Here is a 20203-nt window from a genome sequence, read left to right on the forward strand (position 1 = left end):
CCATGCGTGCGGTTCGGCAGGAAGTCGGTCTTCACGCGCAGCCCTCTGTTACATGTTGCGAACGGGGAAGGGGTAGCATTGGCGTGTGGTGTTTGGCAAGCGGAGAGGGGAAAGCACCCCTCTGCCCCGCAGAGCATCTCCCTCCACAAGGGCAGGGCTAACGCCTCTAAAAGGAAACCGTGGCCCCATCCCCTTCTCCCCCGCGGGGAGAAGGTGCCGGCAGGCGGATGAGGGGGATGGCGAAGGCGCAAACGATACGTCCGAGCCGCCCCCTCATCCGACCCTTCGGGCCACCTTCTCCCCGCGGGGGAGAAGGGGAGAATGGCACCGTCGAATTCCATATGCGATGACCTGCCCTCGGGGCAGATGTCCGGCAGGGAAGAGGGGTATCTACCCCATCGGCAGGGCCGAGCAGCGCCTACCGCCGCAAGCTCCCCAGGATGCCGCGCACCAGCGCCCGGCCGAGCGAGGAGGCGACGGTGCGGGCGACCGACTTCATCGCCGCTTCCGCCACGGTCTCGCGCTGGTAGCCGGAGCGCGCCTTCGGCTGCTTGGGGGCGGGCTGGGCGGCGGGTTCGTCGTCGCCGAAGCCGGGCAGGGTCCAGCGGCTGCCGCCGGAGGACTGGGTGCTGGCCTGCTGCTCTTCCGCCTGCTCCTGCGCGGCGGCGGCTTCGGCGGCCTTCTTGGCGCGGGCGGTCAGGATCTCGTAGGCGGATTCGCGGTCGAAATCCTCGTCATAGAGACCGGCGACGGGGCTGACATTCATGATCTCCCTGCGCTCGGCCTCGGTGACGGGGCCGAGGCGCGAGGCCGGCGGGCGGACCAGCGTGCGCTCCACCATCGAGGGCGCGCCCTTGCCCTCAAGCGTCGAGACGAGCGCCTCGCCCGTGCCGAGATTGGTGATGACCTCGGCACAATTGAAGTCCGGGTTGGGGCGGAAGGTGTCGGCGGCGGTCTTCACCGCCTTCTGCTCGCGCGGGGTATAGGCGCGCAGCGCGTGCTGCACGCGGTTGCCGAGCTGGGCGAGCACGGTTTCCGGCACGTCGAGCGGGTTCTGCGTGACGAAATAGACGCCGACGCCTTTGGAGCGGATGAGGCGCACGACCTGCTCGACCCGCTCGACCAGCACCTTCGGCGCGTCGTTGAACAGAAGGTGCGCCTCGTCGAAGAAGAAGACGAGCTTCGGCTTGTCGGGATCGCCCACTTCCGGCAGCACCTCGAACAGCTCCGAGAGCATCCAGAGCAGGAACGTGCCGTAGAGGCGCGGGTTCATCATCAATTTGTCGGCGGCGAGCACCGAGATCGCGCCGCGCCCGTCATTGGTCGTGCGCATGATGTCGGAGATCTTCAGCGCCGGCTCGCCGAAGAACTGCTCGGCGCCCTGCTGTTCGAGGATCAGCAGCTCGCGCTGGATCGAGCCGACCGAGGCCTTGGAGATGAAGCCGAACTGGCTGGAGAGCGCCGAGGCGTTCTCGCCCATGTAGTTGAGCAGCGCCTGGAAATCCTTCAGGTCGAGCAGCGGCAGGCCGCCCTGGTCGGCGATCTTGAAGGCGATGTTGATGACGCCTTCCTGCGCGTCCGTCGCGTTCATCAGGCGCGAGAGCAGGAGCGGGCCCATCTCGGAAATCGTGGTGCGGACGCGGTGGCCCTTCTCGCCGTAAAGGTCCCAGAAGATCACCGGGAACTGCTGGAATTCGTAAGGCGCAAGGCCGATCTGGTCGGCGCGTTTCTGCAGGAAGTCCTTGGCCTCGCCGATGGCGCCGATGCCCGAGAGGTCGCCCTTCACGTCGGCGCAGAAGACCGGCACGCCCGCATTGGAAAAGCCCTCGGCGAGGATCTGCAGCGTCACCGTCTTGCCGGTGCCGGTGGCCCCCGTCACGAGGCCGTGGCGGTTGCCGAACTTCAATTCCAGATATTCCGGCTTGTTGTTGGTATCGTCCGGCTTGCGGCTGGTGCCGATATAGAGTTTTCCGTCCTGAAGAATGGATTCCGTCACGTTGAAACTCCTTGGCGCCGTTCTGACCCGATCGCTGCCGGCGGGCAGATCGCCGCGCCGGGCAGGTTTTCATTGAATCGTCTCAGGCAGGTTATAAGGATAGTCCGGCACGGGAACAACACGCTTTGAAGGGGTGCCTGCCCGCGTGTCGAAGGCCCGCGCAGCCGGCTTGAGTTTGCCGGACAATTCATTTACCTTGACGTTAACGTCAATTCCTTTCGGAGGGTTTTCCATGAACGAACTCGTCACCCGCGTTGCCGATGCCGTCGGCATCGACGCCGCCCTGGCGGAAAAGGCCATCGGCATGATGCTCGGCTTCCTGCAGCGCGAGGCCGCCGACGGCCCGGTCGCCCGCATGATCGAGGCGATTCCGGGCGCGTCCGAACTGGTCGCCAAGTACAATGGCGAGGGCGCGGGCGAAGGCCTGCTCGGCGGGCTGATGAGCGCGATCGGCGGCGGCGGCGTCATGGGCCTCGGCCAGCAGCTGATGAGCCAGGGCCTCGGCATGGGCGAGATCACCGGCCTTGCCAAGGAAACCATGGCGGTCGCCCGCGAGCATGCCGGTGCCGAGGTGGTCGACGAAGTCGTCGCCTCCGTACCGGGCCTCAGCCAGTTCGTCTGATCGGGCCACTGTAAGCCCGGCCCGACAAGGGTAGGGCAGGAGCGTCACCTATTGCGATACCCCCCTCTGGCCTGCCGGCCATCTCCCCCTCAAAAGGGGGGAGATTGGCAAGACGTGCAAACCTAGCTTGATCAGCACCGTTGAAGAGAGGCAAAGCGTTGCTCCATCCGATCTCCCCCCTTGAGGGGGAGATGGCCGGCAGGCCAGAGGGGGGTGTCGCAATAGGCAACCTCACCTCTGCCGGCAGATAGAGGAAACGTCCCTACCGCCGCCGCGCGATCATCAGCGCCGCGGTGAAGAGCGTCAGCCCGATGCCGACGGAGAGTGGGCCGGCCTTCGGCCCGCCGGCCTCCATGATCGCGCCCGTCAGGGCCGAGCCCGCGCCGCTGCCTGCCGCATAGGCGAGCGCGAAGGCGGCGGCGCCGGCCACCAGCATGGCGCTGCTGTAGCGCTCGCCAAGCATGGTCAGCGCGCAGGTATAGAGCGAGAAGGTGGCCGTGCCCATCAGCGCGAAGACCGAAAGGATGGCGACTTCCGACTGCATCGACGGCAGGATGAGATAGCTCGCCGCCGCGACGACGACGGCCGCAAGGGCGACGCGTTCGCGCGGCAGCTTGTCGAGCAGGAGGCCGATGAAGGGCTGGGCGATCGCCGTCGGCAGGGCGAGCACGGTCACGCTGATCGCCGCGAAGGCCTCCGTATGCCCCATCTTCACGAAATAGACCGGCATGGCCGAGATGGCCGCGATATCGGCGAAACCGAAGGCGAAGACCATGCCGACGAGCAGCGGCGCGGCCTTGAAGAAGCGGAAGACGTCGCCCGTCGAGGAGGGCTCCGGCACCGTCCTGGTCGAGAACATCAGCATGGCGGTCGCAAAGGCGACGATGGCGAGGTAGACGGCGGTCAGCGCGAAACCGAGCCCGCCCTCGCTGCCGAGGAGCGGAATGGCGAGCGGCCCGGCGGCAAAGCCGGCGCACATGCCGGCACCGTAGATGCCGGAGACCCGGCCGCGCAGCCGGTCCGGGCAGGCGGCGTTGAGCCAGGCCTCGCCGAGCATGAAGATGAGGCTGGCGAAGAAGCCGAGCAGGAAGCGGGCGAGGAACCAGACGGTGAAGGAGGACGACGCCGCGAAGGTGGCAAGGCACAGCGAGCAGCCGACGAGGCTGGCGATGATCAGCCGGTCGGCCCGCCAGCGCGCCGTCAGGCTGCCGAGCAGCAGCGTCGAAGCGGCAAGGCCGGCGGCGAAGGCGAGCGCATTGACGCCGATCAGCGCCGGGGAGAAGCCGCGCGCTTCCAGCGTCAGCGAGATCAGCGGATAGGTGAGCCCCTGCGCCACGGAAAAGGCGGTGACGCCGAGAATGACGGCGGCAATGGCCGGCCAGTCCGGCGAGAAGACGGTTGAGGATGAGGACTGCATGAAGGGCTCCCGGCGCCGCGGCGTGCGCGCACCCTCCATATCGGATCGGGACCCCGTTTGGGAAGGGGCGGGTCAGGCGATGGTGCGCAGCAGGGCGCGCAGGATCCTCCCCATCTGCGCATGGCCGATGCCCTTGTCGACATCCGCCGCCCGGTGCACCACGACGAGGCCGAGCGCCTCGATGACGATGATGTACTGGCCGCCCGCGCCGCTGGCATAGAAGACCGGCCAGTCCGTGGAAAGGTCGTCGCCCGGCGCATTCGCCTCCGCCGTCCACCAGAGATAGCCATAGCCGCGCCCGCCGCCGAGATCGGTCAGCGGCCGCGTGCTCTGCGCCACCCACGTTTCCGGCACGACCTGCCGGCCCTCCCATCGGCCGCCTTCGAGGAAGAGCACGCCGACCCGCGCCAGGTCCCGGCCGGAAAGGCGCATCTTGTAGACGGGATGGCGCGATTGCGGGCCGGGAACATCGAAAACGTCCTCCACCGCGAAATCCTGCATCTGAAGCGGTCCGGCGACATATTCCTGGAATGCCCCGGCAAGCGTGCGGCCGGTCTGCTGTCGGTAGATCGTGCCGAGGGCGTTGAAATCCCAGTTGTTGTAGTACCAGAACGTCCCCGGCGCGTGGCTGCCGCGCGCAGGCCGTCCCGGCTCCATGCCGTAGACGCAGGGGTGGTAGATGCCGGAGCGGGATTTCAGCAGGTCCGCGACGGTCGCCTGCTTCTCCTGCGGCGTCAGCGGCGTAAGATCGTCGATGCCGAGATCGCCCAGCGTGGCGTCGAGGTCGATTTCGCCGGCCGTGACGGCGATGCCGTAGAGGATGCCGATCAGGGATTTGCGCACCGAGGCGACGCTGGAGCGGTGGGCATGGAAGCCGCGCGCATAGACCACCTCGCGGCCCCGGACGGCGAGCAGCGCCGTGGAGCCGCCGGCGGCAAGCAATGTCTCGAGGTCGTCCAACAGGGCCTCCCGGCGGATGGGGAATCGAAGGCCAAGTCTGGCATGACGGCAGGAGCGTAGGGAGGCTTTTGTGTGAAACCCTCCCGCGGCCCGCGCCGCAGGAGGGGGCGAGGACTTGTCAGGCGGCGCGATCCCAGGCCGGGGCGAGGCCGTCGGGGCTGACGATGCGGCCGTCCGGGCGGGCAAGCCGGTGGATGCGCATCATCTCGTCCGGTGACAGCACGAAGTCGAAGACGGCGAGGTTCTCGGCAATCCGGCTTTCGGTCGCCGTCTTGGTGAGCGCCACCACGTCGGGCTGCTGGATCAGCCAGCGCAGCACGACCTGCGCCGCCGATTTCCCATGCGCCGCGCCGATCTCCTTCAGCACCGGATCGTTCGGCACCTTGCCGTCGGCCATCGCGTAATAGGCGGTGAGCGCCATGCCATAGGTCTCGGCCGCTTCCAGCACCTTCATCTGGTCGAGATAGGGATGGTATTCGACCTGGTTGGTGGCGAGCGGCGCGGTGCTGAGGCGCACGGCCTCGGCCATCAGGGCGCTGTTGAAGTTGCTGACGCCGATATTCCTCGCAAGGCCGCGCTCGCGCACGGCGTTGAGCTCGCCGATCTGCGCCTCCAGCGGCACCGTCTCGTTCGGCCAGTGCAGGAGGAGGAGGTCGACATGGTCGGTCCTCAGTTTCTTCAGGCTCTCCTCCACCGAGGCGGCGAACCTGTCCCGGCCGTAATTGTCGACCCAGACCTTGGTGGTGAGGAACAGGCTGCCGCGCGCGATGCCGGATTTCTCGATGGCCGCGCCGACGGCGGCCTCGTTGTCGTAGACCTGGGCAGTATCGATATGGGTGAAGCCCTCGGCGAGTGCCTTCGGCAGGATGGCGAGGACTTCGGGTTCCGGCATGCGGAACGTGCCGAAGCCGAGCTGAGGGATGTGGGCGCCATTGGCGTTGACGGTTTTCATGACATTCTCCTTTCAGGTTGGGGGCCCGCCGGAGCGCAGGCAATTCCAGCAAATCTGCGTGGCGGTTTTGCGTTCGGAACTGCCGGGAATGAGGCGGTAACGCCCCGGCGGGGGCAAGGGTTTCAGGCCGGCTGGCAGGCGGCGTCCGGCCGGGCGCGCTCGCGCCGGTCGAGCGCGCCGCTGAGAAGCGTCAGGCCGAGCGCGGCGGCCACGAGGACGGCGCCGACTGCGGGCGTTGCGCGAAGGCCGAGCGGCGAGGCGACGACCAGCCCGCCGACCCAGGCGCCGGCCGCGATGCCGAGGTTGAAGGCGGCGATGTTGAGCGCCGAGGCGACGTCCACGCCGGCCGGGCGATGGCGCCGCGCCATGTCGACGACATAGAGCTGGAGGCCGGGCACGTTGGCGAAGGACAGGAAGCCGAGCGCGGCGAGGGTGACGAGCGCGAGGGCCGGGGCGGGCGCCGTGAAGGTGAAGAGCACGAGCACGGCGGCCTGCAGCGCGAAGAGCACGACGAGCGCCTTCACCGGATCGCGGTCCGCCACCTTGCCGCCGACGATGTTGCCGAGGGCGATGGCCGCGCCATAGAGCACGAGCACGAGGCTGACCGTGCCCGCCGAAAGGCCGGTGACCTCCTGCAGCAGCGGCGAGAGGAAGGTGAAGGTCACGAAGGTGCCGCCATAGCCGAGCGCCGTCATGGCGAAGACGATGATGAGGCGGCCGGAGCCGAGCACGCGCACCTGCTCCACAAGGCCCGCCGGCTTTTCCCGGCGCAGGTTCGACGGCAGCAGGAGGGCGATGGCGGCGAAGGCGACAAGGCCGAGCCCGGCGACGGCCCAGAAGGTGGCGCGCCAGCCGAAGGTCTGGCCGATGACGGTGCCGAGCGGCACGCCGGTGACGATGGCGACGGTGAGGCCCATGAACATCATGGCGATGGCCGAGGCGCGCCGGTCGGGCGAAACGAGGTCGGCCGCGATGGTGGCGCCGACGGAGAAGAAGACGCCGTGTGCGAAGGCGGAGAGCACGCGGCCGGCCAGAAGCACGCCGTAGCCCGGCGCGAGCGCCGCCAGCGCATTGCCGGCGACGAAGAGCGCCATCAGGCAAAGCAGCAGCGGCTTGCGGCCGAGCCGGCCGGTGAGGGCGGTGAGCACGGGCGCGCCGAAGGTGACGCCGAGCGCGTAGACGGAAACGATGAGGCCGGCGAGCGGCAGGGTGATGGCAAGGTCTGTCGCGACGGTCGGCAGCAGGCCGACGATCACGAATTCGGTGGTGCCGATCGCATAGGCGGCGACCGTCAGGGCGAAGAGGGCAAGTGGCATGGCATATCCCCGCGTCCGGCTTGAAGCGGACGGCTTGGCTGGGTTGCGTTTCTGGTTCGCCGCGGAATATGGCGCCGGGCCACTTGCGTGTTAATCCGGTCAAGTGGATAAGAATATGTGAATTGAATTCAAAGGTGGCGCATGGACAACCGGGCCGGCGAAATGGATGTCTTCGTGCTGGCGGCGGAGCTGAAGAGCTTTTCGGCCGCCGGCCGCAAGCTCGGCCTGTCGCCCTCGGCGGTCAGCAAGCTCGTCACCCGCATCGAGGACCGGCTGGGTGCGCGCCTTCTCGTGCGCACCACGCGCCGGCTGGAGCTGACGCCGGAAGGGGAGGTCTATCTTGGCCGGGCGCGTCGCATCCTGGCCGAGATCGCCGAGACGGAGCGCATCGTGGCGGCGGGCGCGCGCGTCGTGCCGCGCGGGCCGCTGAGGGTCAATGCCTCCGTGGGCTTCGGCGAGCGCTACATCCTGCCGCTGGCGCCGGCCTTCCTGTCGCTCTATCCGGAGATCGAGCTGGACCTGACGCTGACCGACGGCGTGATCGACGTGATCGGCGAGCGCGCCGACGTCGCCATCCGCTCCGGCCCCTTGCGCGATTCGTCGCTGAAGGCGCGCAAGCTGCTGGAAAGCCGCGAGGTCGTCATCGCAGCGCCCGCCTATCTCGACCGCGCCGGCACGCCGCGGCACCCGGACGAGCTTGTCGCCCACAATTGCCTGCGCTTCAACTTCCGCCGCAGCATGGCGGGCTGGCCGTTCCTGTCCGGCGACGGCAAGGCGGTCGCGGTGCGCGAGGTCTCCGGCAACATGCTGGTCTCCAGCGGTGCCATCCTGCGCCAACTCTGCCTCGACGGTCTCGGCATCGGCCGTATCGGCCGCTTCCATGTCGAGGAGGACATCGCGGCCGGAACGCTGGTGCCGCTGCTGGAGGACTACAATCCCGGCGAGGTCGAGGTCGTGCATGCCGTCTTTGCCGGCCACGAGCACCTGGCGGCCCGCATCCGGGCCTTCATCGATTTCCTCGCCGGGAATATCTGAGGGGCAGGTTATTCCTGCCCGGCCTCGTCCACCGTCTTGTTGTCGCCCGTCTTGGCCCGTTCCGCCGCCGCCGCCTCGCGCTCGCTTTCGCGCACCACATGCAGGAACTCCGCGGCGATGGGCGGGGAGACCTCCACCGTCTTCTTCTCCTTGTCGTAGACGCAGAGATAGGTGATCTGGCTCTTCGATTCCGGTGAAAGCCCCTCGATCGCGGCAAGGCCGAAGGACTGCGTGCCCGTCGGCTCGACGAAGACGTTCGGCGTGCCGAGCGCTTCCGGCAGGCTCGCCAGGCAGCTCTTCTCCACATCGGCGCGGAATTCCTCCCATGCATCGGGCGAGGAGGCATGGGCGAGCGGGGCGGCAAGCAGGAGCGGAAGGGCGGAAAGCAGGCGAAGATGCATGGACAGGCTCCGTGTCGGGGGTGTCGGATAAAATGTTTCAGATCGAATCCGGTTCCATTTGTCATTGATCCGACACGGGAAACGGGAAGGATTTTGTCGCATGTCAGGAAAAATTGGAACCCGGGCGGTTGCCTCTTCCGGTTGCCGCTCCTATGTTCCGCTCACGGATTTCATTGAAAAAATTCCGTCGCCAAGAGGAGACACCACGATGGCTTTCGAACTTCCGCCGCTTCCCTACGATTACGACGCGCTCGCGCCCTTCATGTCGCGCGAAACGCTCGAATATCACCATGACAAGCACCACAAGGCCTATGTCGACAACGGCAACAAGCTGGCCGAGGAAGCGGGCCTTCAGGACCTCTCGTTGGAAGAGATCGTCAAGAAGTCCTACGGCACCAACCAGGGCCTCTTCAACAATGCCGGTCAGCACTACAACCACATCCATTTCTGGAAGTGGATGAAGAAGGGTGGCGGCGGCAAGAGCCTGCCGGGCGCCCTGCAGAAGGCGATCGACAGCGATCTCGGCGGCTATGACAAGTTCAAGGCCGATTTCGTCGCCGCCGGCACCACGCAGTTCGGCTCCGGCTGGGCCTGGCTGTCCGTCAAGGACGGCAAGCTCGCCATCTCCAAGACCCCGAACGGCGAGAACCCGCTGGTGCACGGCGCAAGCCCGATCCTCGGCGTCGACGTCTGGGAGCACTCCTACTACATCGACTACCGCAACGCCCGCCCGAAATACCTCGAGGCCTTCGTCGACAGCCTGATCAACTGGGACTACGTCCTGGAGCGCTACGAAGCCGCCACGAAGTAAGGCGTTTTTCGCTTCCGAGCTCAGGAAACCCCGGCTGGAAACGGCCGGGGTTTTTCTTTCGTCGACAAAAAGACATGATGATGGCATAAATGCCAACATGGATGCCGTGCTTCTCGAGCGGTCGAAAACGGTTCTGCCGGATGGCGCGATTATCGAGATCGTGCTCTGGCGGGTTCCCGAACCCGTTGCGGGAAGCAGCCATCCTTACAAATACCGCCTGTTCTATGGGCGGGACGGCCGGCGTGTCGTCGGCTTCGACAATGAGCGCGGCAAGGGCGATCATTGCCATCTCGACGGGGAGGAGCGTCCCTATGCCTTCTCCACCATTGCCGCGCTGCTCGAGGATTTTCGGGCGGAAATTGCAAAACGGAGGCCTTGAATGAAGCGCGCCCGCATTCAGATCCGCAGTGATACCGACGCTGTCCTGTCCGAAAACCTCGCGCGGGCTGCCGAAGCGGCACGGACGGGGGTGCCGTCCGATCCGGTCGCGACCTTCACCTTCAGTTCGCCCGCGCAGCTTTTCTCGGTGATCAGTCCGAAGCGCTGGGCATTGATCGAGCATCTGCAGAAGATCGGCCCGAGCAGCATCCGGGCGCTGGCGCGCGCGCTCGGCCGCGATGTGAAGCGGGTGCACGAGGATGTGACGGCACTCGCCGAATGGGGCATCATCGAGCGCACGGAGGACGGGAAGGTCGAAGTGCCCTTCGACGTCATCCACGCCGATTTCGATTTGCGCGCGGTCGCATAGGCTTCCGCTTACCCCGCATCCCGCCGGTTCTCCGCCCAGCCGGAAATCCAGAGCTGCCGCAGCCTGTCGCCCTCGCCGCGGAAATGCCGGCCCGTCGTTTCGCAGGCCTCGACCCGGTCGGCGCGGAAATTGCGGATGGCCGCGCGCAGCTCGCACCAGGCGACGATATTGGCGGTCTCGGAATAGTAGATGAGGGCGATGGGGCGGATGGTGCGCTCGCTGGCGCGGCCATATTCGTCGCGGTAGTCGATCAGCAGCGTCTCCTCGTCGCGGATCGCCCGGCGCACGGTGGCAAGGTCGATGCCCTCGGGCTGGCGCGGCGTCGTGCCCCAGGCGTGCAGGGCGCGCGCGGAGAGCGTCTGGCGCAGCGGCGGCGGCACGGCGCCGGCGATCTTGTCGCCGACCCGCCGGGCGGCGGCCTTCAGCTCCGCGTCGCCGGTGCGCTCCAGAAGCGCCAGCGCCAGCACCACGGCCTCGGTCTCCTCGATGGAGAACATCAGCGGCGGCAGGTCGAAACCGGGGCGCAGGATGTAGCCGATGCCCCGCTCGCCCTCCACCGGCACGCGCATCGCCTGCAGGGCGGCAATGTCGCGGTAGATCGAGCGCACCGTCACCTCCAGCCGCCCGGCGATCTCGGCCGCCGTTATCGGGTGGCGGGCGAGGCGCAGGATCTGGATGATCTCGAACAGCCGCGAAGCCTTGCGCATGGTCATTCCCCTCACAACTGACACAACACTGTCAGTTGGTCCTCGCTATAGCACGCTTCAAGCGCTTGAAACACAAGGAGGCAGCGGGCTTCCGGGCGCGTATCGGCAATGGACAACTGACATGACCTACAGCGAAAATCTCTGGCTCTTCTTCCTGCTCGTCTCCGGCATCATCATCGTGCCGGGCATGGACATGGTCTTCGTGCTGGCGAGTTCCCTCTCCGGCGGGCGCAGGGCGGGGCTTTCGGCGACCTTCGGCATCATGGCGGGCGGCCTCGTGCACACGCTCTATGCCGCGCTCGGCGTCGGCATGCTCCTACATTTCGCGCCGGGCCTGTTCAACGGCCTGCTGCTCCTCGGCGCCGCCTATGTCGCCTTCATCGGCTGGCAGCTCTTCCGCTCCTCGATCGTCGTCGATGCCGTCGGCAGCCTCGACCGGCGCGGCCTTGCGACGCGCTTTCGCCAGGGCGCGCTGACGAGCCTGATGAACCCGAAGGCCTATCTCTTCATGCTCGCCGTCTTCCCGCAGTTCCTGCGCCCGGAATTCGGCCCGCTCTGGCGCCAGACGCTCGTCATGCTGGCGATGATCTGGGCGACGCAGCTTGCCGTCTATGGCGGCCTCGCGCTCGCCGCCGCCCGCAGCCGCGATGCGCTGACCGGCAGCCCCGCCGCCACGCGCCTTATCGGCCGCGCCGCCGGCGTGCTGCTCGTGGCGATCGCGGTGGTTACGGTGTGGCGCGGCTGGGGCAGCGTGTGAACGGCGCAACATTCTGGTTCTCAAAAATATTTTACTTTCCTCGACTTCCCAAAATGCAAAGATGCCCGCGCATCGTAAACCGGCGGCGCGGCGCAAGCCGCCCGCCAGCAACCGGGAGAACCCGATGAAGTTCAGGACTTTGGCGGCCGCGGCCGCGCTTGCGGTCATCGGCGCAGGGGCCGTCGTGGCGGCGGACGAGCCGCAGGTCGTCCGCCAGGAGATGATGAAGAAGGTCGGCGGGGCCATGGGCGCGCTTGCCGGCATCGCGAAGGGCGAAAAGCCCTATGACGCGGACGTCGTCAAGGCGTCGCTGACCACCATGAGCGAGGTGGGGAAGGCCTTCCCGGACCAGTTCCCGGCCGGTTCCGAGACGGGCAACGAGACCGAAGCCAGCCCGAAGATCTGGGAGGCGATGGACGACTTCAAGGCCAAGGCCGCCAAGCTCGGCACGGATGCCGACACGGTGCTCGCCAGCCTGCCGGCAGACCAGGCGGCCGTGGGCGCCGCGCTCGGCACGATCGGCCCCAATTGCGGCGGCTGTCATGAGGTCTACCGCGTCAAGAAGTGACCGCGGTAGGCCATCCCACCCGAAACGAACGCAGACCGCCCCGGCGATCGCCGGGGCGGCAATCCATGTCCGGATGCCGCGGTGGCGGGGCTCGCGCGGCTGGCGAGAGGCAATTCTCATGGCACTCAAGAAACTTCTCGGCGGGATCGTCGTGCTGGGCGCGATCGGCACCGGCGCCTTCCTCTTCATCACCGCGCCGGAGCGGCTGCCGGCCGAGACTTGGGCCGCGGCGGGCGAGCCGGACCTGGCGAACGGCGAGCGCATCTTCCATGCCGGCGGCTGTACGAGCTGTCATGCCGCGCCGGGCGCGGCGGACGACCAGAAGCTGGTGCTGGCGGGCGGCCTTGCGCTGAAGAGCCCGTTCGGTACCTTCCACGCGCCGAACATCTCGCCCGACGAGACGGCCGGCATCGGCGCCTGGACGCTGGCGGAGTTCGGCGATGCCATGAAGCGCGGCACCGGCCGCGACGGCGAGCACCTCTACCCGTCCTTCCCCTATGCCTCCTATGCGCGCATGACGGTGAAGGACATAGCCGACCTCTACGGCTACCTGAAGACCCTGCCGAAGAGCGGCAATGTGGCGCCCGGCCACGACCTGCCGTTCCCGTTCAACATGCGTCTCGCGCTCGGCGGCTGGAAGTTCCTCTATCTCGACGAGGCGCCGCGGGTGGCGCTCGCGAGCGCCGACGAGACCGTCAGGCGCGGCCAGTATCTCGTGGAAGGGCCGGGCCATTGCGGCGAGTGCCACACGCCGCGCGACGTCCTCGGCGGGCTCAAGACGGATCTTTGGCTGGCCGGCGGGCCGAACCCGGAAGGCGAGGGGCGCGTGCCCAACATCACCCCGGCCGAGGGCGGCTTCGGCAGCTGGAGCGCGGGCGACATCGCCAGCTATCTCGAAACCGGCTTCACGCCGGAATTCGACAGCGTCGGCGGCGCCATGGTGTCGGTGCAGAAGAACATGGCGCTGCTGCCCAAGGAGGACCGCGAGGCGATCGCGGCCTACCTGAAGGCGATCCCGGCGCATTGAGGCGGGGTGCGGGGGCAATACCCAGTTTCGCAGCGTCAGCCCACCTTACCCCACCCACTGTCGTCATCCTCGGGCTTGACCCGAGGATCCAGGCCTCACCCGGAGCGTGGATGCTCGGCTCAAGGCCGAGCATGACGGAGGAGAGGGGGCCGTGACGCCTCCGCGCCCGAAGTGGAGACGTGCCGCGCACGACGGAGGAGGGGCGATCATGCCGTCACGCCGGCGCCTTGCGGTGCTCGTCGCCATACATCGCGAGATAGCCGGACAGGTCGGCGGAGCCGAGGCCGATGGCGTCGAGGATTTCCCGCGCGAAGGAGACGGGGGCCGCGCCCGAGGCGGTGATGACGGCGCGGTCGCTGACGGCCTGCGGCTGGTCGCGGTAGAGCGCGGCGCCGCGGTAGCCGGGTACGACCTCAGCCAGCTGTCCGCGATAGTTGCCGGTATGCGCCCGGTCGTCGAGCAGGCCGAGGCGGCCGAGCGCCAGCGTCGCATCGCAGATGGCGGCGACCGGCTTGCCCGCCGAAACGAAGCGCGCGACCGGAGCCGAAAGGTCGGGCGCTTGGCCGGATTGCCAGATCGTGCCGCCGCACAGCACCAGCACGTCGAAATCGGCGGGCGCGGCGTCCTCCGCCCTGCCGGCGGGCCTTATGGAGACGCCGCCAAGCGAGGTCACGTCCGCGCCGCCGGGTGTCAGGACCACGGTCTCGGCCCCGCAGTCGCCCCGCGCCGTCGCCATCAGCAGCCCGCATTCCCAGTCGGCGTAGCCCTCGGTCAGCACGATGGCCAGTCGCTTCGCCATGTCGATGTCCTCCTCAACCTATTGTCAGCCCAGGGACTGGACATAGCGCATCCCGGTGACCGGGCCAGCCCGGAAGTTCATCTGCTCGTAGAAGCGGTGGGCGCCGAAATTGCCGGTCGCCGCGCTCACCGAGAGGTAGCCGCAGCCGGCGATGCGGGCGTGCTCGCGGGCGCGGGAGACGAGGTGGCGGCCGATGCCGTGGCCGCGATGGTCCTTGCGCACGAAGATCTGGTGCAGCTCCATGCCGCGCAGGCCTTCCAGCGCGCGGTACATCGGCACGAGAAGGGCGTAGCCGATCAGCCGGCCGCCGGCTTCGGCGACGAGCGCGGTGATCCAGGGATGGGCGCCGAAGAGATCGCGGTCGAGATCGGCGGCGGAGACCTTCGCCGTGTCGCCGTGGCATTCGGCATGCAGGGCGATCATGTCGAGGATCTGCTGCAGGTCGCCCGGGCGCGCGGCGCGGATGGTCAGCATCGGCGGGCGATCGAGGGCGGCGGGGTCGAGTTTGATGACGGTATTCTGCATTTCGGGCTCCTGGGGTTTTGTGCCATCAGGTGCCAGAAACAACAAAGCCGCCTGATGGCGGCTTGTTGACATGATCGAACAGCCGCTCCTTATCGGAACAGCCAAAAATACGTCGCGGCGATGTGCATGTTCTTGATCATGGGCGCGATATTCTCGAAATCGCGCCGTTTGTCAATCGGGTTTCGTCGGCGTGTGCAAAAAGCGGGATGAAAGCGGGGGCGCTCAGGCCCCCGCTTCCTCCGTGCCGGCCGCGGATTGCCCTTCCGCCGTGCCTGCCTGCCGGGTGTCGTCGATGCCGAGCTGCTCCTTGATGGCGCGGCGGATGTCTTCCTCGATCGCCGAGCGTTCCTCCTCGGGAAGCTGCGCCAGGCTCTCCTCCGTGAGGCCGAGGGCCTCCAGCATTTCCTTGCGCAGCCGCTCGGCCGGCGTCATCCTGGAGAGCTCCAGGAATTCGGACGTCAGGTTGGCGCTCTCCGTCTCGGCCTTGTCGAGCTTGGCCTGGGTCAACCACAGCGCATTGGCAAGGCCGGAGGGGATCGGCGCCGTGGGGCTGACGGTCGGGATGTCGCGCCCTGCCGTGCCGCCGCCCGTGCCGTCGTTAAGGCTTTCCCCGCTCGTCGTGCGCGGCCTGCCGTAGGTGTAGGCGGAAAGCATGCTGCCGTCGATCTTCATGGAGGGCCCCTTGAGCGTGCGTCGCGCGAACCAGTACCGGTTGCAGCTTTTGCGAGCCTTGCCGTCCTTTACACGTCGCTTTCGATGCGGCCCGCGCCGAGCCGCACGACATGGTCCTGAGGCGCGATCACGCTTCTGCGGTGGGTGACGGCAAGGATGGTCACGTCGCCGGCAAGGCCGCGGATATGCTGCATGATTCCCGCCTCCGTCGCCTCGTCCAGCGCCGAGCTCGCCTCGTCGAGGAAGAGGAACTGCGGATCGGCATAGAGCGCGCGGGCGATGGCGATGCGCTGCCGCTCGCCGCCGGAAAGCTTCATGCCCCGTTCGCCGACCCTTGTCTCGAACCCGTCCGGCAGGCCGTCGATGAAGGCGAGGATCGCCGCTTTTTCCGCCGCGCGCCGCAACCGCTCCGCGTCGAAGGCGCGGCCGAGCACGATGTTGACGGCGAGCGTGTCGTTGAGCAGCACCGCGTCCTGCGGCACGATGCCGACGGCGCCGTACCAGTCGCGCTGGCGGACGCCGTCAAGATCGATGCCGTCGACGGTGATGCGCCCCGCGGCGGGGCGGATGGATTTCAGCGCGAGGCGCAGCAGGGTCGACTTGCCGGAGCCCGTCTCGCCGACGAGATAGGTGATGCGCCCGCGCGTCGCGGCAAAGCCGATCTTCTCGACGCCGCGGCCGTTTTCGTGGGCGTAGGAGACATCCTCGAAGGCGAGGCGGCCGGCCTTCGGCGAAAAGCCGCCCGATGTGCCCGTGTCCGGCTCCTCGGGGGCGGCCCAGATGCGCGCGAGCGGCAGCAGCGAGGCGCGGGCGCGCACCACGTTGTCGAGCGCATGGCCGATCATCTCGAAGGGCTGGTTGAGCTGCAGCAGCAGCGTGTTGAACAGCACGATGTCGCCGACGCTGAGATCGCCCGCCCGGTAGCGCGGCAACAGCAGGAGGAAGGTGACGACGAACTGCACGGCGAGCCCGGCGCCCATCAACGACGAATAGCCGATGCGCCGGCGGCAGAAGGCCGCCCAGCTGTCGCGCTCCTCGCCGGCCTTTCCGGCAAAGCGCGCCTGCATCCAGCCGTGGCTGCCGAAATGGCGCAGCGTCTCCATGGCCGTCATGGCGTTGCCGATGAACTTGGCGTTCTCCTGCCCGGCCTCGACGGCCGCGTCGAGATATTTTCGCGTGCGGTGGTTGGCGATGGCCGTCAGCGCGATGAAGCCGCCGCCATAGGCGACGACGATCAGCGCGACCTCGATGTCGATCGTCGCCCCCAGCATGGCGATCGCCAGCGTGATCTGCGTGACGCCGGGAGTGAAGACGATGAGGGCGAGCTGCACCAGCGTCATCATCGCGCCCTGGCCGCGCTGGCCGGCACTTTCGATCTCGGCCGGGTTGTGCTCGGCGAAGAAGGCGGCCTCTTTCTTCAACAGCCGCTCGAACAGGCTGGTGCTGGCGATGAAGCTCAGGTTCTCCGCGCTCATGTAGGAGAGGTACTGCACCATGTGCTGCAGGGCCGCGGCCATGCCGATGAGCAGCGCATAGACGACGAGGCCGGCCGCCAGCATCTCGGCCATCCGGTCGGCGGTCATGGCGTCGATGAGGCGCGAGAAGAGATAGGGCGCGGCGATGGAGGCGATCGCCGAGAGGAAGACGATGACCGAGACGAGCGCCAGCAGGCCGCGCGAGGACCGCCAGTAATTGGCAAGGATGATCTTCACCGGCGCGGCGATCAGCCGCCAGTCGTCTTTCATGGCGAATCTCCCGGGGAGGATTTTTGGAGGGCTGCATCATGGGAAAGGCGGGATGGGGAGGCAACCCCGCAATGATCGCCCTTTTGCCGGGCGCTATCTTCCTCCGCGCCACCCCCCTCTGCCCTGCCGGGCATCTCCCCCTCAAGGGTAGGCGAATTGCCTATGACAGCACGCTGCTGCTTTCCCCTTCTCCCCCGCGGGGAGAAGGTGGCCCGAAGGGCCGGATGAGGGGGCTTGCACACCGTCTGACGTCTTCGCCACCCCCTCATCCCGCTGCCGCGACCTTCTCCCCGCGGGGAGAAGGGGCAAGACGCGCCGCCTCATCCATATGCAATTCGCCTGCCCTCAAGGGGGGAGATCGGCAGGTGGCGGGACCTTCGCTCATATCGAGCCGTTGGAGATGGGCGAAACCGCGCCCCATCCGATCTCCCCCCTTGAGGGGGAGACGGCCGGCAGGGCAGAGGGGGGTCGGTACGGCGCCCCGCTACGGCAGCGTATAGGCGATGACGTAGTCGCCCGGCTTGGTGCCGACCGAGCCGTGGCCGCCGGCGACGATCAGCACATATTGCTTGTCGCCGACCGTGTAGGTCATCGGCGTGGCCTGGCCGCCGGCCGGAAGGCGGGCTTCCCACAGCTGGCGGCCGCTCGTCAGGTCGTAGGCGCGCAGGTAGTCGTCCACCGCCGCGCCGAGGAAGGCGACGCCGCCCTTGGTGATGATGGGGCCGCCGATGCCCGGCACGCCGACCTTGAAGGGCAGCGGCAGCGGCGTCATGTCCATGACCGTGCCGTTCTTGTGCTTCCAGGCGATCTCGCCGGTGGCAAGGTTCGCGCCGGCGACATAGCCCCATGGCGGCGCCTGGCAGGGAATGCCGAGCGGGCCGAGGAACGGGCCCATGAAGACGCCGTAGGGCGCGCCCTCGTTGCGGTTGAGGCCCTGTTCGGAGCCCTTCTCGTCCTGGCCCTTCGGCGGGATCTGGTCACGCGGCACGAGGCGGGAGGTGAAGGCGAGGTAGGTCGGCATGCCGAACATCACCTGCCGTTCCGGATCGACCGCGACGGAGCCCCAGTTGAACGTGCCGAAATTGCCGGGATAGACGAGCGTGCCCTGCAGCGAGGGCGGCGTGTAGCGGCCCTCGTATTTCAACGACAGGAAATCGATGCGGCAGGCGAGCTGGTCGAACATCGTCACGCCCCACATGTTCTTTTCCGTCAGCGGCGGCGGCGAGAAGGTGAGGTCGGAAATCGGCTGGGTTGGCGCCGTGAAATCTTCCGGGATCGCCCCGGTCGGCGCCGGTATCTCCTTGACGGGGATGATCGGCTCGCCGGTGCGCCGGTCGAGCACGTAGATGTCGCCCTGCTTGGTCGGGCCGACGAGGGCGGGGATGGTGGCGCCGTCCTTCGTGATGTCGATCAGCGCCGGCTGGGCCGGCACGTCCATGTCCCACAGGTCGTGGTGCACCGTCTGGCGCACCCAGCGCACCGCGCCCGTCTTGATGTCGAGCGCGACGATGGAGGACGAGTATTTTTCCACATGCTCGCTGCGGCCCATGCCGAGCTGGTCGGGCACGCGGTTGCCGAGCGGGATATAGACGAGGCCGAGCGCGTCGTCATAGCTGAAGACGGACCAGGAATTCGGCGAGTTCACCGTATAGACCTGCCCCTCGGGCAGCGGCGTCGTGACGTCGGGATTGCCGGAATCCCAGTTCCAGACGAGGGCGCCGGTATTGACGTCGAAGGCGCGGATGACGCCCGACTGCGAGTGGGTCGAGTAATTGTCGTTCACCGCGCCGCCGATGATGATCTTTCCGTCGGTGATGACGGGCGGCGAGGTGGAATAGTAGTAGCCGGCCGGGTTGTAGGGCATGCCCTGTTCGAGCTGCAGCACGCCGTTCTCGGCAAAGCTCGTGCAGACGTCGCCGGTCGCCGCGTCGAGCGCGATCAGCCGGGCGTCCGAGGTCGGCAGGTAGACGCGGGCGGCGCAGGTGGCGCCGGCGGTCGCGGCCGGATCGGCATAGTAGGTCACGCCGCGGCAGGTCTGGTGCTGGCGGTCCGGGTTCATGCCGGAGTTGGAATCGTACTTCCATTTCTCCTTGCCGGTCGCCGCGTCGAGCGCGATCGCCCAGTTGTGCGGCGTGCACATGTAGAGCGTGTCGCCGATCTTGAGCGGCGTCACCTGGTAGGTGGTCTCGCCGACATCGTCCGGCAGCTTCACGTCGCCGGTCTGGTATTGCCAGGCGACCTTGAGCGTGCCGACATTGTCGGTGTTGATCTGGTCGAGCGGCGAGTAGCGCTGGCCGTATGGCGTGCGGCCATACTGGTGCCATTCGCCGGCCGGCACGTTGCCGCCGAGGGCGGGCGTGGCGTTGGCGACGTCGGTCGGCAGGCTGCCGGCCACGTCGTGCGGGTCCTGCGTCATCGCAAAGCCGGCAACGCCGATGGAGACGAGGACGGCAACGGCGAGCGGCAGGGCCGAGGCCGGGTAGGGCGTGCCGGTGGGGCTGGAAAAGCCGAGCGGGCGGCGGATGGCCGGCAGCATCAGCCACAGGCCGAGGAGCACGATGACGCCGCCGCGCGGGCCGAGCTGCCACCAGTCGAAACCGACCTCCCAGATCGCCCAGCCGAGCGAACCGAGGATGACGAGGGCATAAAGCCAGAGCGCCGCGCCGGAGCGGCGCAGGAGCAGCACGGCCGTGACGAGGAAGGCAAGGCCGGTGACGAGATAGTAGGGGCTGCCGCCGAGCGACAGCAGCCACCCGCCTCCGCCCGTCAGCACCAATCCGATGATGGCGATGAGGGCGGCGGTCAGCGTGAGCAACATGGGGATCTCCGTTGGTGCTGCCGGCCGGGGAGGAGGCCGACAAGACGTCCGGCTCAAGGAGGGACGACGGAGAAATTAGGGCAGAACCGTGGCGCTTCAATCCCGGGAAAAGGGGAGGGAGAAATTATACTATTCCACTCATGTTTTTGGGGCGAGGCCTTTGCCAGGGAGCTTGCCCCTCACCCTAACCCTCTCCCCGCAAGCGGCAGGGCTACCGCATAGGGAATGCGGCATCACCGCTCTTCCCTCTCCCCCGCGGGGAGAAGGTGGCCCGAAGGGTCGGATGAGGGGGTGGCTCGGACGGATCGTTTGCGCCTTCGCCATCCC

The 20203-nt window shown here is 67.6% G+C and carries 21 protein-coding genes; 8 read left to right on the forward strand and 13 right to left on the reverse strand.

Translation table 11 applies throughout. The features are described from left to right. Positions 1–418: 418 nt before the first annotated feature. Positions 419–1984 carry a helicase HerA-like C-terminal domain-containing protein gene (locus AABQ55_RS09420; protein WP_272807422.1) on the reverse strand — a complete coding sequence of 522 codons (1566 nt, stop codon included), beginning with the start codon at positions 1982–1984 and terminating at the stop codon, positions 419–421. 81 nt (positions 1985–2065) lie between these two features. Further along, complete coding sequence (locus tag AABQ55_RS09425) at positions 2066–2230, reverse strand: hypothetical protein (RefSeq protein WP_244769893.1); 165 nt, start codon at positions 2228–2230, stop codon at positions 2066–2068. Between AABQ55_RS09425 and AABQ55_RS09430 the strand changes: the two genes are divergently transcribed. Continuing rightward, on the forward strand, positions 2229–2618 hold the full coding sequence (locus AABQ55_RS09430; protein WP_244769894.1) for a hypothetical protein: 390 nt from the start codon (positions 2229–2231) through the stop codon (positions 2616–2618). The genes AABQ55_RS09425 and AABQ55_RS09430 overlap by 2 nt on opposite strands. A 262-nt stretch (positions 2619–2880) precedes the next feature. Here the strand turns inward: AABQ55_RS09430 and AABQ55_RS09435 are convergent, their stop codons facing one another. The 4 genes from AABQ55_RS09435 to AABQ55_RS09450 form a co-directional block, all read right to left on the reverse strand. After that, positions 2881–4035: an MFS transporter gene (locus tag AABQ55_RS09435; RefSeq protein WP_272804836.1), complete on the reverse strand. Its 1155-nt coding sequence runs from the start codon at positions 4033–4035 to the stop codon at positions 2881–2883. 72 nt (positions 4036–4107) lie between these two features. Then, the gene (locus AABQ55_RS09440) at positions 4108–4995 is read right to left on the reverse strand and encodes a serine hydrolase domain-containing protein (protein ID WP_272804837.1); all 888 of its coding nucleotides are present in this window, start codon (positions 4993–4995) and stop codon (positions 4108–4110) included. 118 nt (positions 4996–5113) lie between these two features. After that, positions 5114–5947: an aldo/keto reductase gene (locus AABQ55_RS09445; protein WP_272804838.1), complete on the reverse strand. Its 834-nt coding sequence runs from the start codon at positions 5945–5947 to the stop codon at positions 5114–5116. A gap of 122 nt (positions 5948–6069) precedes the next feature. Beyond that, the gene (locus AABQ55_RS09450; RefSeq protein ID WP_272804839.1) at positions 6070–7263 is read right to left on the reverse strand and encodes an MFS transporter; all 1194 of its coding nucleotides are present in this window, start codon (positions 7261–7263) and stop codon (positions 6070–6072) included. A 141-nt stretch (positions 7264–7404) separates the two neighbouring features. On the opposite strand from AABQ55_RS09450, the gene AABQ55_RS09455 reads away from it, so the two are divergent. After that, positions 7405–8298: a LysR family transcriptional regulator gene (locus tag AABQ55_RS09455; RefSeq protein ID WP_272804840.1), complete on the forward strand. Its 894-nt coding sequence runs from the start codon at positions 7405–7407 to the stop codon at positions 8296–8298. Between the two features lie 8 nt (positions 8299–8306). Here the strand turns inward: AABQ55_RS09455 and AABQ55_RS09460 are convergent, their stop codons facing one another. Continuing rightward, positions 8307–8699 carry a hypothetical protein gene (locus AABQ55_RS09460; RefSeq protein ID WP_272804841.1) on the reverse strand — a complete coding sequence of 131 codons (393 nt, stop codon included), beginning with the start codon at positions 8697–8699 and terminating at the stop codon, positions 8307–8309. Positions 8700–8907: 208 nt separating this feature from the next. Between AABQ55_RS09460 and AABQ55_RS09465 the strand changes: the two genes are divergently transcribed. From AABQ55_RS09465 to AABQ55_RS09475, 3 genes are all read left to right on the forward strand, one after another. Beyond that, complete coding sequence (locus AABQ55_RS09465) at positions 8908–9510, forward strand: superoxide dismutase (RefSeq protein WP_272804842.1); 603 nt, start codon at positions 8908–8910, stop codon at positions 9508–9510. A 97-nt stretch (positions 9511–9607) separates the two neighbouring features. After that, positions 9608–9889, forward strand: a complete 282-nt coding sequence (locus tag AABQ55_RS09470; RefSeq protein WP_272804843.1) for a toxin-antitoxin system TumE family protein — start codon at positions 9608–9610, stop codon at positions 9887–9889. Further along, positions 9890–10258 carry an HVO_A0114 family putative DNA-binding protein gene (locus AABQ55_RS09475; protein ID WP_244769903.1) on the forward strand — a complete coding sequence of 123 codons (369 nt, stop codon included), beginning with the start codon at positions 9890–9892 and terminating at the stop codon, positions 10256–10258. 8 nt (positions 10259–10266) lie between these two features. On the opposite strand, the gene AABQ55_RS09480 is transcribed toward AABQ55_RS09475, so the two are convergent. Next, positions 10267–10965, reverse strand: a complete 699-nt coding sequence (locus AABQ55_RS09480; protein WP_272804844.1) for a helix-turn-helix transcriptional regulator — start codon at positions 10963–10965, stop codon at positions 10267–10269. Positions 10966–11086: 121 nt separating this feature from the next. On the opposite strand from AABQ55_RS09480, the gene AABQ55_RS09485 reads away from it, so the two are divergent. The 3 genes from AABQ55_RS09485 (at position 11087) to AABQ55_RS09495 (ending at position 13317) form a co-directional block, all read left to right on the forward strand. Continuing rightward, a complete protein-coding gene (locus AABQ55_RS09485) occupies positions 11087–11722 on the forward strand; it encodes a LysE family translocator (RefSeq protein ID WP_272804845.1) in 636 nt (211 codons plus the stop codon). Positions 11723–11846: 124 nt separating this feature from the next. Continuing rightward, the gene (locus AABQ55_RS09490) at positions 11847–12290 is read left to right on the forward strand and encodes a c-type cytochrome (RefSeq protein ID WP_244769906.1); all 444 of its coding nucleotides are present in this window, start codon (positions 11847–11849) and stop codon (positions 12288–12290) included. 112 nt (positions 12291–12402) lie between these two features. After that, positions 12403–13317: a c-type cytochrome gene (locus AABQ55_RS09495; protein WP_443021146.1), complete on the forward strand. Its 915-nt coding sequence runs from the start codon at positions 12403–12405 to the stop codon at positions 13315–13317. 214 nt (positions 13318–13531) lie between these two features. On the opposite strand, the gene AABQ55_RS09500 is transcribed toward AABQ55_RS09495, so the two are convergent. The 5 genes from AABQ55_RS09500 to AABQ55_RS09520 form a co-directional block, all read right to left on the reverse strand. Next, entirely contained in the window at positions 13532–14116 is a 585-nt protein-coding gene (locus tag AABQ55_RS09500; RefSeq protein ID WP_272804847.1) for a DJ-1/PfpI family protein, read from the reverse strand. Positions 14117–14140: 24 nt separating this feature from the next. Continuing rightward, complete coding sequence (locus tag AABQ55_RS09505; RefSeq protein ID WP_244769909.1) at positions 14141–14641, reverse strand: GNAT family N-acetyltransferase; 501 nt, start codon at positions 14639–14641, stop codon at positions 14141–14143. Between the two features lie 222 nt (positions 14642–14863). After that, entirely contained in the window at positions 14864–15313 is a 450-nt protein-coding gene (locus AABQ55_RS09510) for a hypothetical protein (RefSeq protein WP_272804848.1), read from the reverse strand. A 68-nt stretch (positions 15314–15381) separates the two neighbouring features. Further along, positions 15382–17058, reverse strand: coding sequence for an ABC transporter ATP-binding protein (locus AABQ55_RS09515; RefSeq protein WP_272804849.1), 1677 nt, complete (start codon positions 17056–17058; stop codon positions 15382–15384). 484 nt (positions 17059–17542) lie between these two features. Beyond that, positions 17543–19876, reverse strand: a complete 2334-nt coding sequence (locus AABQ55_RS09520; protein WP_272804850.1) for a glucose/quinate/shikimate family membrane-bound PQQ-dependent dehydrogenase — start codon at positions 19874–19876, stop codon at positions 17543–17545. Positions 19877–20203: the final 327 nt, after the last annotated feature.

Source organism: Shinella sp. WSD5-1 (assembly GCF_963942435.1).
Classification (GTDB): domain Bacteria; phylum Pseudomonadota; class Alphaproteobacteria; order Rhizobiales; family Rhizobiaceae; genus Shinella; species Shinella yambaruensis.